This is a genomic window from Commensalibacter communis, assembly GCF_947179105.1.
Taxonomy (GTDB): Bacteria; Pseudomonadota; Alphaproteobacteria; order Acetobacterales; family Acetobacteraceae; genus Commensalibacter; species Commensalibacter communis.
Map to the genome: position 1 here is coordinate 58,360 of NZ_CAMXCK010000006.1, position 13,816 is coordinate 72,175.

A 13,816-nucleotide genomic window follows, 5' to 3' on the forward strand; every position below is an offset into this window, starting at 1 on the left:
ATTACCTCATCATATTCATTATAGTCGTTTATTAATACTATTTTATAAGGCCAAAAATTATGAAACTAAAAATGCTATTAATGGCTACAGCTTTGTTGTTGCCAGTAAGTTCAGCACTTGCAGATCAATTAGATGATCATATTTCTGAATTAAAGAAAGAGGCTGATATTGGAAATACTGAAGCGCAAAAAAAATTAAATAAACTTACCACTCAGTTACAAGAATTGGAAAGTAAAGCAAAATCTGGTGATGCAGAATCTCAATATAAATTAGCATCACTGTATCATGCTTACCGTAGCCGTGAAGAGGAGGCTAATCAATTGACATTGCAAGCGGCAAATCAGGGATATGTAGATGCACAACGTTCTATGTAATTTGATACCATAACTAATTATCGAGTAATTAATTATAATATCAAGTATAAACTTAAGAGTGGTAATCAGTATGACGAAGAAAAAAGGCAAGCTGACGAAGAGGAAAAAACTAAAATTTATCAAGAGCTGATGGGATGGGTAGATAAGTTGCTTGCAGCAAGAGATGATAGAACGGCAGAGAATCTTGGTGATGCTTATATGAAAGGTGACGAAGGGCTTTCGAAGAATTATACTAAAGCAAAAGACATGTATGAAAAAGCTATAGAATTTGGTTCTATAGAAGCAATTTATAAATTAGCAGATTGTTATAAAGAAGGATTAGGTGTTAATAAAGATATATCTAAAGTAATTAGTTTGTATGAAGAAGCGGGTCGTAAAGGATATGTTAACGGGTATGCAACATTAGAGATTATGTATGAATTTGGTAGTGATGGTGTGCCTCAAGATAAGGAAAAAGCAAAAGAATACAAAAGAAAAAAATGTGAGATAAATCCACAAATATGTCAGTAATTATATTAATAATAATGGAAGATTGTCCATCACAGACACTCTTTCATTATTATTTATATATTATGATAATAGGACGATTTCTTCACTGCACAGGAAACCACGTAGTTATTAATGCTATTCGTTCAATTACATAAAGTAGCGTAAGAAACTAGTAACTTATAAAAAATCTTCCAAAGTATATGATTAAGTCAAAATTTTATTCAATAATGGGAATCTGGCAAGAAGTATAGTGACTATATATGCTCCTACAAAGGAAAAAATAAATAGAAATAAGCACTGTAATGACCAAGTTATTTTTATATTTTTGATATAGTATAAAAGAATATAGATGATTGCATAATGAAAAAGGTATATGCCAAAAGACTTCTTACCAACGTCATTTAGAAAAGATAAATTAACACGAGATAAGAAAGATTTTAATATAAAAAATAAAGCTAAACTAGATATAAAAATTGGTAAAGATTCGCTGTACCAATGCATATTTATATTTTTATACATGTCCAACATATATAGAAAATAAATAGCTAGTATAAATGTTATTATAGATACAATTAAACATAGTTTTTCTCGTTTAATGTGACTGTTAAATAGAAAATAACCCAGGACAAAATACGCGACATAAGCACCGGTAAAGTCCGTTCCCATTTTTGAGATGCCAATAATCCCAGTAAAAGGTTGTAATTGATTAAAAATTAAACAAAGCGCAATATATAAACATAACTCTTTTTTTGAGCAATGAAGAACCATTTTTGCAATAAAAGGTGCCATGATATAAATAAGAATTAATGGATACATAAACCATAATTGGATAGCTTTACCATAGTCGCCATTATATACTCCATTATGATAATATAGTGATAATAATGAAGCATCTATAATGTTGCTGCCAGTTTTTATATAAAAAGCAATGTTTGTAATAATTGATGAAAAGATTAAAGCAACAATAAAGCGTGGTATTCTTTGTAGATAAAAACAAAATATTTGTTGGTTATAAGCTTTTTGGATGATGAATGCGCCAGAAAGCATAAAAAATATAGGAACACCACATCGATCAATTGAGTAAAAAATACTTGCCCAAGTTTTGGGGACTGTTAATGTCTCTTCATGACAATGGGTAAAAACGACAAGCATCATACAGATTGCTTTAAGTTGATCGATCCATAAGATTCTCTGTTTTTGGGGTTTATCATTCATATACTTATAATTACTTACTATATTAAAGATCCGTTTTATATATAATAAATAATATATGTTTGAAAGAATAGTTCTATTAAATGTCGTTTGCTATCGGTATAAAAGAGTGTCCATCACAGACACTCTTTCCCTATTATCTACACACTATGATAATAAGACAATTTCGCCATTGCGCATGATACTAAGCGACTATCTAGACCATTGGCACGGCTGGTTAGGATGATCGGGGCTTTGGCGCCAAGGACAATACCAGCACTATCCGCATGGGCAGGTTGGTCGCCAATAAAGCATAATGCTTTGAATAAAATATTTCCTGAAATCAAGTCAGGTGGAATCAGGATTTGTGCTTTGCCTGTGACTGGCGTATCCAGTTTTTTCATTTGAGCAGCTTTTAAGCTGACGGCATTATCCAATGCTAATGGGCCATCCAAAATCCCATTGGTGATTTGTCCACGATCGGCCATTTTACATAATGCTGCCGCTTCTAAAGTAGACGGAATATCAGGATTGATCATCTCAACAGCCGATAAAATCGCTACACGTGGCACGCCATAACCCAAAGCATGATGTAAATCGATTGCATTTTGAATAATATGCATTTTCGTGGTCAGATCAGGTGAAATATTAATGGCGGCGTCTGAAATGATGTAAGGGGTTTCCCAATTAAGACCATCCATTAAAAAAGCATGCGTAATGCGTTTGCCTGTTCTTAACCCATTTTCTTTATTAACAACTGCTTTCAGCATTACATCAGTGTGTAGGCTGCCTTTCATTAATAATTGTGCTTTGCCTTCACGAATTAATTGCACACTGGCTGTCGCAGCAGCAGCCTCGCTTTTCGCATCAATAATTTCATATCCATTAAGGGAAATATTATGTTTAGAAGCAATCGCTTTGATTTCATCTGTTGGGCCAACAAAAATAGGGTTCAACAACCCCAGCTTATGCGCTTCGATACCTGATTCAATTGCGGTATGTTCACACGGATAACATACGGCACATTTGGGTGCTTCTTCTTCTTTGGCTTTTTCAATTAATTTTTGATGATGTGCAAACATAGTGATTATCTTCCTCTTTGTTTAGATTGTAAATGTCCACCTAATTTCGCCAAAGCTTCTTGCAAAGGGCCATGGGGAAAATCATCTATTTTAATAGGGGACGGCGGACGAATAGGCAAAATCGGTTTTTTGGGTAATGACGCAAGCGCACTTCGATTGGATATAAATTTGATTGTTTTGACGACAGGCCTGCCACAATAAAGATTAATTTTTTGCATGATATTATTGCTGATATAGTGCATTTCTGCGGCTGTTGTGCTGGAACATGCGATGGTTAATGTGCCACTTGCAAGACGGTAAGGTATGGTTAAATTACCATAATGATGTCCGATAATATCACACCAATCTGTTATTAATTGCGTATTTGAAAGTGATTTTTGTTTAAAAATAGGACGAGTGACTTTTTGAATAGAACCTGCAATTTGATACATATCATACGTGCGTCTTGCTGTTTTATTTACAGGATAATCCGTATTGTAGTATTCATCATTGTTACCGTTTTGTTCATCCATGTTTAAAGGCACCATTTATATATATGTCGACTCAGATTCCATATGCCACTTTGATTTTACGTTGGTATGATCGTCATCAACGTATTTTGCCGTGGCGAGCAAAAACAGGCACAATACCTAATCCTTATTACGTATTGCTTAGCGAGATTATGCTGCAACAAACCCAAGTTGCAACAGTTATTCCATACTTTAACAAGTTTATTGAAAATTTTCCAACGCTTAATGATCTGGCAGAGGCCTCATTGGAAAAAGTAATGGCGATGTGGACGGGGTTAGGCTATTATAGTCGGGCTCGTAATCTTCATCGCTGTGCCCAAGAGGTTGCCAAACAAGGTGGAAAAATCCCAAAAGATTATCGAGCATTAAAAGCATTACCAGGAATTGGTGATTATACTGCCTCGGCTATTTTGTCGATTGGTTATAATCAACCTTATGTTGCCGTTGATGGAAATGTAGAGCGGGTAACAGCACGATTATTTGCAATTCAAGAACCTTTGCCAATGGTCAAACCGACATTAGCCACTCTGGCAAAAACCCTTAATGAGGGACGAGAGGCACAAGAAAGAGCAGGGGATTTTGTACAGGCATTATTTGATATTGGTGCAACGATATGCAAGCCTAAAAACCCATCATGTCTAATTTGCCCTTTGTCAGAAGCTTGCAAAGCATGTCAGAAAAAAATCGCTGATATTTTACCAATAAGGCAGAAGAAAGCTGAAAAACCGACCAGATACGGTATTTCTTTGTTTATCGAAAGTGATAAAAATCAAATTTTATTGCGAAAACGTTTTGAAAAAGGGATGCTGGCGGGAACATTGGAATTACCCAGCAGCATTTGGTCAGAGCAATATATTTCTATTGAACAAGCCATCAAAGAAACAGGGTGTTTTGGTCGATATCAAGAAATTGGAGAGATCAAGCATGTCTTTACACATTTTACTTTAAAAGTTAAGCTGTTCAAATTAGTCAGTGATCTAAAGCTGACGCAAGTGGCGCAAGACAATATGTGGATTCATTCTGATGAATTGAATCATTATCCTTGTTCGACTTTAATGAAAAAAATGATTGCCTATAGTACCAAAATATAATCTGAAGAATAAATAGGAAACTATCATGGATAGGAATGAGCGTCATCAGCGTAGGATTGGTGTGTTATTGGTAAATTTGGGAACGCCTGAAGGTACTGATTATTGGTCTATTCGTCGATATTTATCTGAATTTTTGTCTGATAAGCGTGTGATAGAGTTATCTTCTTTGTTATGGCAACCGATTTTACAAGGGTTTGTGTTGGCATTTCGTCCTCGTCGTTTAAGGCATTCTTACAAAAAAATATGGGATAATGTTAAAAATAAAAGTCCATTGGCGGTGTTTACACAAAATCAAGCGGAAAATTTACAAATTGATTTTGCCAATCAAAATATTTGTGTTGAATGGGCTATGCGGTATGGTAAACCATCAATTGAAAAGAAATTAGATCTTTTAACAGAACAAGGCTGCAATCATATTTTCATCTTGCCCTTATACCCACAATATAGTGCCACCACAACGGCAACTGTGAATGATGAAGTGTTTCGTGTCTTGATGGGCTATCGTCAGCAACCTGCGATCCGCACGTTATTTTCTTTTCCAGACCATCCTGATTATATCAAGGCTTTGCACTATACAATCCAAGAACAGCTTCAATCAATGGCTGTTCAACCCGAACGCATTCTTTTGTCTTTTCATGGCTTGCCTTTGCGTTATGTCAAAGCGGGCGATCCTTATGAACAAGAATGCCAAAAAACAGCATCTGCTTTACGGAATGCTTTCGGAAAAACAGAGGAAGAAATGCCTCTAGTGTATCAATCTCGCTTTGGGCCAGATAAATGGTTGGGACCAAATATTGCGGATGTTATCAAAGAATATACGAAACAAGGCATTCAACATATCGCTGTAGTTGCCCCAGGCTTTATGGCGGATTGTTTAGAGACCAAAGAAGAAATTAATTATGAATATAGAGAGCTTTTCTTGTCTAATGGTGGCAAAGAATTTACATATATTCCCTGCTTAAATGATCATCCCTTGGCCGTTGCTTTGTTAAAAAACCTGATCCACCAAGAAATTAAAGGGTGGATATAGGAATATTTATAGAAATATATTGAATTCTGAACTTAACATTATTTAAAATACTGAATTCTATTCAAAAAACAAAAGAGATTAATTGTGATCAAAAAACGCTTTCTTTTTTCTATAATGCTGCTTGGTGGGTCTTTTGTAACCTTCATTGTAAATGCAAAACCAATAAATACGCATGATTCTCATGAATCTACTCAAGGCAAAAACCAACAGAATACAAAAAAAAATCCTTCGCCGGATACTCAGGAAGAATATATTTCCCAACCAATTATTAAAAAGATAAGTTTTACAGGGAATACATTTTTTTCATCCGAAGCATTGTTAAAGGCTATTCCTTTAAAAGTTCAAGATGTTGCGAATGCAAATATTATTATGGATTCAATGGTGAAAATTGCACAAATTTATAAGACGAAAAATATCAAAGTAACAATTACGCCTGTTTTAGAGAAAACGGATATTAATTCGAGACAGATTCAGTTTGATATTCATGAGCAACCTGCTAGCAATGCAAATTAGTATCGATTGAATTCATCAGTATCTCTTCGAATAGCCTCATCTAATGATTTATGATTATTTTCTTTTTGTGTCGATCCAACAATTTTAAGAAAGAACATGAATAATGAAGATGCAATGATTGTTAATATCATCATTGTTACGTATAAACCCATTATGATAACTCCTTTTTTAATAATATGTTGGTTTTAGTATTATACTCAAATTTGTTAGTAAGTGAATGTCTTATATATATTTAGTCGTCGCAATTATCATCGAAATTGGCGCCACAAGCAGTTTAAAAGCTTCTGACGGATTTACGAATTGGTTTTTTACATTATTGTCCTTGATCGGATATGGTGTTTCTTTTTACTTTTTGTCAATGGCTTTACGTGAAATTTCAGTGGGAATTGCATATGCGATTTGGTCTGGCATAGGTACGGTGGGTATTTGTTTGTTTGCTTGGCTTGTTTATAAGCAAAATTTATCTTTTATTTCCGTTATTGGTATCGTGTTTATTGTAACTGGCGTTATTATTGTCAATTTTGGAAATATGGGACATCACACGTAAATCGTAAAATCCCTTTTATGTATCATAAAAGGGATAAGGATTTGTTAACGACTAGGAGGAGCCATAAACTCTGGCGAAATAGGTTTTTTAATATGTTTATTCAAAATATCATCGATCGTTTTTAAATCTTGTTCCGATAAAGACCATCCTAGAGCGTCTTGAATACCTTCAATTTGTTCAGGTTTTCTGGCACCCCATAAGGGGATATTGCCTTGGTACTGATCCAACACCCAACGAATAGCCAAAGCTAGCAATGATTTATTATAGTTATCTTTTGCAAAGGTTTTTAATTCTTCTGTCGCTGATAAATAGTTTTCAAAATTAGCAGCAGAGAATTTAGGATCCGATTTACGCAGATCATCACCGTTAAAAACGCGATCTTTGGTCATTTTTCCACTTAACAACCCACGACATAGAGGGCCATAACAAAGTGCAGCAAGATCGTACTTCTTGGCGTAGGATAAAATATCTTTCTCGATTTCTCGTTCAAATAAATTATAAGGCGGTTGAATAGAAGCAAGATCAGTATATTGACGAATGGCCTCCATTTGTTGAACAGAAAAATTACTAACCCCGATTGCTTTAATTTTACCTTCTTTATGCAGTTTGTTTAATTCAATCGCTGTTTGTTCGATAGGTGTTTTGTCATCAGGCCAGTGGATTTGATACAGATCAATATAATCTGTTTTCAACCGCTTCAAAGAATCTTCGATTTCTTGGCGAATACGTTCGGGTCTAGTATCGCGAAAGACTTTTTCTTTATCGTCTGTCCAATTCAAAGCAACTTTGGTTGCTATGACAATCTTGTCTCTTTTTCCTTGTAATGCTTTTCCAACGACTTCTTCTGAATGCCCAAAGCCATATACTGGGGCTGTATCAATCATGTTGATCCCATTATCAATGGCTTTATGGATGGTTTTAACCGCATTATCATCGTCTGGGCCACCCCACATCCATCCACCAATAGCCCAAGTTCCAAGGGCAATCCGCAATACAGGCTTATCTATTCCCTTGATGGTAACGGTATCTTTTGAGTTGTATGACATAGAATCTCCTTACACTATCAATATAATAATTAGGCGATTATTTAAAAATAAATCGTGAACATGTTCTATGATTCGATCAATAGAAGCATTCTAGCCAAGATCAAACTTTGTTCAATGAACGATGTTATATCTTAGACATCACTTTATAAAGTAACAGTCGATATAATGATGCTAATGATAAAAGGGGTTGAATGCAACCCCAATATGAAAAGGTTTTTTGCGGGGATTATCCACTCCTTTCATAAAATAATTTATAAAAGGAATGGTAATAAAGCTAAACTACGTTAGTAGAGTTATCTTTTTTTAGATATTCTCTAAGGAAATGAAGCCCAACAATTGCAAAACAAATTGCTGATACGGTAAAAGCATGTTGCATGGAATGTAATTGGTCGGAAACGAACCCTTGGATTGCGGGAACAACAGCGCCGCCAACAATCGACATCACGGTAATAGCCCCAGCAATTTCAACATATTTTTTGTCAACAACTTCTAAATTATTGGCAAAAATCGTTGGCCAACAGGGTCCCATCAAAATACTAGTCAGGATCGCTGCATAAATAGCAGAAAAATCACTTGCGAAAGCAACATAAAGCAATAGTAAAGTGCCAATAATAGAATAAATAAACAGTACTAGCTTCGGATTAAATCGTGTCATAAAGACATTGGCGATGAATTTGCCAATGAAAAAACACACAAAGCTATATAACATGAAATTAGCAGCTTCTCTTTCATTTTGTGCGCCCATTACTAACGCTAAGCGAATGGTAAATGACCAAACCGCAGTTTGCATACCAACGTAAACAAATTGCGCAATAATACCGTTTCTGAAGCTGGTATTTCTGATTAAATAAGAGATGGTTTCCCCAAAAGATACTTTTTCGACTTTATGGTCGGCAGTGTTGGTGGGCTTACAATTTGGATAGGAGGTCAATATAAATAACAACAGAACGACAGCAAGAAGAATAATAATATATTTATATGGCACCAGCGTATATTGCAAATGTTCTAATTGAAATCTCTTTAGAGCATCCCCAGAAAGGTTTTGAATTTGTGAGTGCAGGCTGTTGCCGTCTTGAAAGATCAAATATTTTCCCATCAAAACACCAGCAATTGCCCCAAAAGGTTGGAAATTCTGGCTAATATTTAATCTCAACGTTGCATATTTTTTTGGTCCCAGCATAGAACTATAGGTATTTGAAGCCGTCTCAAGGAAGCTTAGCCCAAAAGCCATGGCAAGGATTGCCGCTAAAAACATCGTATAAGTAGCCATTGTCGAGGCTGGAAAAAACAAAGAACAGCCAATAATATAAACAGCAAGACCAATAATAATTCCTGTTTTATAATTCGTCTTTTTGATAATTAACGAGGCTGGAATAGCAATTAAAAAATAGCCCCCATAAAATGCACTCTGGACGAGGGCACTAGCAAAATCGCTTAAATTAAAAATACTTTTAAATTGTGTAATTAAAATATCATTTAGGCTAACTGGAATACCCCATAAGGCAAATAAACAAGAAAGTAATATAAATTGAAAAATTGGTGTTTTGTTTAAATAACCGTCTGGAAGCTGTTCAATAGAATTTTTGTTGGTCATAAGACTTCCTTTTTACTGATTTAGTTAAAATATACTAATCAGTAAAAAGAAATTAATCTAATTAAAAAGAAAAGATAAAAATTAATCTTTAATAAAACGAAATCTTTTTTTATCTTAAGTAATATTTTTGTAACATCTTAATCTAAGGGTGGTAATTTTTCTTCATCTTTGAGTTTGGGTGTGCTGGCATCCATAATCGCTAAAATCGCAGCCGTCAAAGGTGAAGCCAAAATTAACCCTGGCATTCCCAAGATTGTCCCAAACACCGTTTGTGATAGAATTGTGATTCCAGGGGGCATACGTACGGCATGGTTTTGTACTAATGGTGAGATAACATTACCTTCTACAAATTGAATAACACAATATAATACCAAGACCAAGACCGCCTCTTGCCTTCCTTGGGATAGCCCAATCAATATAGCAGGGACTGCCCCAATAATTGCCCCAATATAGGGGATAAAATTAGCCAATCCTGCAACAACGCCCAATGCCAGTGCTAATGGAATTCCAATAATGCTCAGCCCAATAAAAGAACAACTTCCCACAACTAACATGACGACGGATTGTCCTGCTGTCCATGACCATAATGTATGTCCACCAATTAATAATAATTTACGAATTTGCGGACGTTGACGGCTTGGGAATAAACGAAGCAATCCGTTTCCATATAAAGTAGGGGATGCGGCAAAATATAGTCCAGCAATAAAGATAACAAAAACAGTCCCCAAAACACCAAAAACAGAGGTAATAAAGCCTGTCATAGATCCTGCTATACGTGATCCCAGAGATGCCCCGCCCGAAGGAGGATGCCCACCGCCACCAACAGAATTAGGCAAGTAATCCATGATGATACTGCCTAATGGATTGGTATGTAATTGATCTCGTAAGCTGCCTACTTGTGTTGTAATGGCATGTTTTAACTTAATAATTTGTTCACTGATTTGTGGTCCACTGGTCAACATTAATGCCAGAAAAGCACTGATGATAACAATGATAACAATTGTCAGAGATATCCAATAAGGCAAGCGAGTATGTTTACGTAAAATAGACGCAAGACCTTTTAAAATAATGGCAGTTAACGTCGCAGCAAAAACGATCATTAACAAATCACCAATTAACCAGATGGCCAATATTCCAACAGCAGCGATAATTACGCTTTGAATCAGAGAATAAAAACGTTCTTGTTGTGTTGGTTCTGTGGAAGAGGGCATAATAGAAGACATTTACAATTTATATTTTCAAATAAGAGTAAAATTTAAGCCATATTGATTTTATCATGCAGTGATTGTAAAAATAATACAATAGAAGAATTAATTTTAGAAAACAGAATCCGTTGTCATTGCGCGTTTATATTGATCTAAAATAATATCTGTTGGTCCATCAGCAATAATTTGACCCGCTTTGAGCCAAATAAGCCTATTACACCATTGTTGTAAAATAGATAGAGAATGCGTGGTCAGCACAAGAATATCGGCTTTATCAACGATGGATACCAATCGATTACGGGCTTTTTCTTGAAAATTGCTGTCCCCAGCCATGAACCACTCGTCCATTAATAAAATATTTGGTACAATAGAAGTCGATAATCCAAAACCAAGGCGCATTAACATGCCTGAAGAATAAATTTTAATGGGTAGCTCTATAAACTCATTTAACTCCGCAAAGGCTTCGACATCCTTTGCTAGTTCTTGGATTTTTTTTTGTGATAATCCTAATCTCTTCCCTCTAAGATATATATTTTCTCTTCCAGACAATAGAGGATTCATTCCTGCATTTGTACTCAGTAACGCCTCTATATGACCATGGCTTTGAATGTGACCAGAATTGGGTTCGTAGATCCCAGTGATAGCGCGGAGCAAGGTTGATTTGCCAGCGCCATTGTGACCGATCAATCCTATTCTTTCCCCTGATTGAATAGTCAGGTTGATATCTCGAAGTGCTTGCACGACAACATCATTATTTGCAGTTGTGACAATCTCAGCCCCTGTACGTTGATGATGACGTTGCGGGTTATTCATCATTTTCTTAACATTTGAAAATAATGTTTTTTTCAAAGAACGGCTTTCTAATTGGAATACTGGGAATTCAATTGAAAGATGTTCCATTTTAATAAAGCTGGCAGGGGCTGATATATTCATTGTTTATACTTGGTTAAATCAGATCGAATCAAGTTTAGAAACTGCATCTTTAATCATGTCGGCTGTCAAGACAACCCAATCAAGATCAAAGAACGTATATTGTAATCGATTAGATGATGAAATTAAATAAGGCCAAGCAGGCAAATAGTTTGTTCTGTTTGATGCACGTGTGAATTCAATTACTTCTGTATCACTGCTGCAATATAGAAGATTAATTAACTCTGGTCTGTGTGGTGAAATAACCAATTCAGCCTGAGAAAAGAGAATTCTTTGACTATCCAAATCCATTTTGTCGAGATCAATACAAGGAATGTTTAATTCATTTAGTGTTTTTTGTATTAAAATAGTATCTTCATCGTTCAAAATAGGTTCCATATTTTGATCTTGGTTGATAAAGAAACGAGGGGGGAAATTATCGTGATATTTAGTATGTTTATTGACGTGTGAAAAAACAGATTTGGCATCATGAAAATTAAAGTAAGAGCTTGGGACATAACTGTTTTGCCAGAAATAAGATAGCTTCTTGGCTTTATAAATTCCGTCTTTTAACTTGACAGCGCGTTTAATTAATCCTGTTTTTTCCAAGGTAGCATCGTAAATTTCTTTTGAAATTGGATGTGGAATAGACGTATGTTCACGATATTCAGGGATAACGATTTGTACACTTTCTGGGGTATAAAGGCTTGCTAAATAGGCCTTGGACAAACAATACCCCATCCAATGATTATAACGCATCCATTGAGAATCAAAAGAAAGAAAGACCTGATCTAGCAATTCAATACCTTGTAATTCGGGCAAATCTTGTGATTGAAATTTGGTGTCGTAAATACTCTCTGTAATGACATGCAAATCATCTGTGATAATTGCACCGTCTATACCGTCTTTGATTGTAAAATATGCATTTTCCAATTCACAAAAAAAGATCATTCCTGCAGGAATTTCATCAAGTGTTTCAAGCGGTTTTTCATTTTTTGGATCAATACCCTGCGCTAATCGCAGCATTTGCTGATTAGGTATTACTTCAACAGGTTTTAATCTTGGTCGAGGTGATGTTGATACCGAACTTTTTAATACACCCGGCGGGCGAAAGGAGAATGTAGAATATTGACCCTTAATTTTCATTTTAAATACCTCAAAATCTAAATTTTATATCCAAAAAGCTAAACGCCCTCTGGCTCTGATAAATACATATCCAGACACCAACCATATTAGCATACTATACCCAAGCGCATAAATCCAAATGGTGCCGTTAAATCCATTATTTAGCAAAGGACCTCTTACCACTTCGATCAGAGGGTATAATGGATTATAAACCAAGTAAGCTATATGATGTTTTAATTGCTGTGGTAACCAAATAATAGGCGTTACATAAAAAATAATTTGTATAAAACTGTTAATAATTTGTGGTATATCACGATACCGAGCGCAGATACAGCCTAATAACAAACAAACAGCCAACCCGTTTATAAACCACAAGATAAACCCAGGAAGCACGAACAAAGCATTCCACCCAACGTGTACTTTGAATAAAATAAAGACAATAATAGGAATAATAAGATTTAAACTTAGAATGATTATATTTCTGAAAACGGTTCTAAGTGCTTGTAGGAAAAAAGGAAGTTTAATAGAGTGGATGGTGTCGTTGGCCTGCAGAAAACATTGACACGCGTCCGATAACGTCAACGCAATTCCTTGCCCCCATAGAACGGTTGATAAAGCAACAAACGGTAAATATTCATGGATGTCCATTTTAAACAATGAACTATAAATGACACCCATTGTTGCCGTCATAGCAGCTGAAGTTGATGTTATCCACAAAGGCCCCAAGGCAGAACCTTTATACCGCAATTTGATATCAAACCAACCCAGAGAGAGCGCCAAACGCCACAGTTTAAACCCTTTGATGATGTCCATCAATGCTTGATAATATCGAGAGTGTGCCGTATTGCTGTTTATTTTCGTAAGTAATGACATTTGGTTAAAATGACTATGCAATTAAAGTTAAAAAGAGATCAAGCTGTTCAAAACAATGACACTTAATGATGTGACGATTAACTATAAAGGATAGTATTCCAAGAAACAATCTTTATATTAAAGGCTTTATATTAAGGCTTTATATTAAGGCTTTTTTTACAGATGGTTATCAATAATTTCTTTTTTATTGGTGATAAATAATTTTGATCGTTAATCTGGCAGCTTGTACTTGCAAATC

General features: G+C 35.3%; 16 protein-coding genes. 6 read left to right on the forward strand and 10 right to left on the reverse strand.

Features of this window, described 5'->3' with window-relative positions:
• The first annotated feature begins 71 nt into the window (after positions 1–71).
• Both PQG52_RS09605 and PQG52_RS09610 read left to right on the forward strand, forming a co-directional pair.
• A complete protein-coding gene (locus PQG52_RS09605; RefSeq protein ID WP_271829241.1) occupies positions 72–374 on the forward strand; it encodes a hypothetical protein in 303 nt (100 codons plus the stop codon).
• A 129-nt stretch (positions 375–503) separates the two neighbouring features.
• Positions 504–884: a tetratricopeptide repeat protein gene (locus tag PQG52_RS09610; protein WP_271829242.1), complete on the forward strand. Its 381-nt coding sequence runs from the start codon at positions 504–506 to the stop codon at positions 882–884.
• A 183-nt stretch (positions 885–1,067) separates the two neighbouring features.
• On the opposite strand, the gene PQG52_RS09615 is transcribed toward PQG52_RS09610, so the two are convergent.
• From PQG52_RS09615 to PQG52_RS09625, 3 genes are all read right to left on the reverse strand, one after another.
• Positions 1,068–2,078, reverse strand: a complete 1,011-nt coding sequence (locus PQG52_RS09615) for an acyltransferase (protein ID WP_271829243.1) — start codon at positions 2,076–2,078, stop codon at positions 1,068–1,070.
• 137 nt (positions 2,079–2,215) lie between these two features.
• The gene (locus PQG52_RS09620; protein ID WP_271829244.1) at positions 2,216–3,136 is read right to left on the reverse strand and encodes a bifunctional enoyl-CoA hydratase/phosphate acetyltransferase; all 921 of its coding nucleotides are present in this window, start codon (positions 3,134–3,136) and stop codon (positions 2,216–2,218) included.
• A gap of 5 nt (positions 3,137–3,141) precedes the next feature.
• Complete coding sequence (locus tag PQG52_RS09625) at positions 3,142–3,648, reverse strand: DUF721 domain-containing protein (RefSeq protein WP_271829245.1); 507 nt, start codon at positions 3,646–3,648, stop codon at positions 3,142–3,144.
• Between the two features lie 23 nt (positions 3,649–3,671).
• Between PQG52_RS09625 and mutY the strand changes: the two genes are divergently transcribed.
• From mutY to PQG52_RS09640, 3 genes are all read left to right on the forward strand, one after another.
• On the forward strand, positions 3,672–4,736 hold the full coding sequence (gene mutY, locus PQG52_RS09630; protein WP_271829246.1) for an A/G-specific adenine glycosylase: 1,065 nt from the start codon (positions 3,672–3,674) through the stop codon (positions 4,734–4,736).
• Positions 4,737–4,761: 25 nt separating this feature from the next.
• Entirely contained in the window at positions 4,762–5,766 is a 1,005-nt protein-coding gene (hemH, locus tag PQG52_RS09635; RefSeq protein WP_271829247.1) for a ferrochelatase, read from the forward strand.
• A gap of 84 nt (positions 5,767–5,850) precedes the next feature.
• On the forward strand, positions 5,851–6,279 hold the full coding sequence (locus PQG52_RS09640) for a POTRA domain-containing protein (protein WP_271829248.1): 429 nt from the start codon (positions 5,851–5,853) through the stop codon (positions 6,277–6,279).
• On the opposite strand, the gene PQG52_RS09645 is transcribed toward PQG52_RS09640, so the two are convergent.
• Entirely contained in the window at positions 6,276–6,431 is a 156-nt protein-coding gene (locus PQG52_RS09645; RefSeq protein ID WP_271829249.1) for a hypothetical protein, read from the reverse strand. The genes PQG52_RS09640 and PQG52_RS09645 overlap by 4 nt on opposite strands.
• 65 nt (positions 6,432–6,496) lie before the next feature.
• Here PQG52_RS09645 and PQG52_RS09650 point away from each other — a divergent pair, with 65 nt between their 5' ends.
• Positions 6,497–6,826 (forward strand): DMT family transporter, encoded by a 330-nt coding sequence (locus PQG52_RS09650; RefSeq protein WP_271829250.1) that lies wholly within the window; start codon positions 6,497–6,499, stop codon positions 6,824–6,826.
• 44 nt (positions 6,827–6,870) lie between these two features.
• Here PQG52_RS09650 and PQG52_RS09655 read toward each other — a convergent pair whose 3' ends face one another.
• The 6 genes from PQG52_RS09655 to PQG52_RS09680 form a co-directional block, all read right to left on the reverse strand.
• Complete coding sequence (locus PQG52_RS09655) at positions 6,871–7,872, reverse strand: aldo/keto reductase (protein ID WP_271829251.1); 1,002 nt, start codon at positions 7,870–7,872, stop codon at positions 6,871–6,873.
• A 274-nt stretch (positions 7,873–8,146) separates the two neighbouring features.
• Positions 8,147–9,466: an L-fucose:H+ symporter permease gene (fucP, locus tag PQG52_RS09660; protein ID WP_271790103.1), complete on the reverse strand. Its 1,320-nt coding sequence runs from the start codon at positions 9,464–9,466 to the stop codon at positions 8,147–8,149.
• Positions 9,467–9,603: 137 nt separating this feature from the next.
• A complete protein-coding gene (locus PQG52_RS09665; RefSeq protein ID WP_271829252.1) occupies positions 9,604–10,677 on the reverse strand; it encodes an AI-2E family transporter in 1,074 nt (357 codons plus the stop codon).
• A 105-nt stretch (positions 10,678–10,782) separates the two neighbouring features.
• Positions 10,783–11,604: an ABC transporter ATP-binding protein gene (locus tag PQG52_RS09670; protein ID WP_271829253.1), complete on the reverse strand. Its 822-nt coding sequence runs from the start codon at positions 11,602–11,604 to the stop codon at positions 10,783–10,785.
• Between the two features lie 18 nt (positions 11,605–11,622).
• On the reverse strand, positions 11,623–12,726 hold the full coding sequence (locus PQG52_RS09675; protein WP_271829254.1) for a glycosyltransferase 61 family protein: 1,104 nt from the start codon (positions 12,724–12,726) through the stop codon (positions 11,623–11,625).
• A gap of 24 nt (positions 12,727–12,750) precedes the next feature.
• On the reverse strand, positions 12,751–13,578 hold the full coding sequence (locus PQG52_RS09680) for an ABC transporter permease (RefSeq protein ID WP_271829255.1): 828 nt from the start codon (positions 13,576–13,578) through the stop codon (positions 12,751–12,753).
• Positions 13,579–13,816 lie beyond the last annotated feature (238 nt).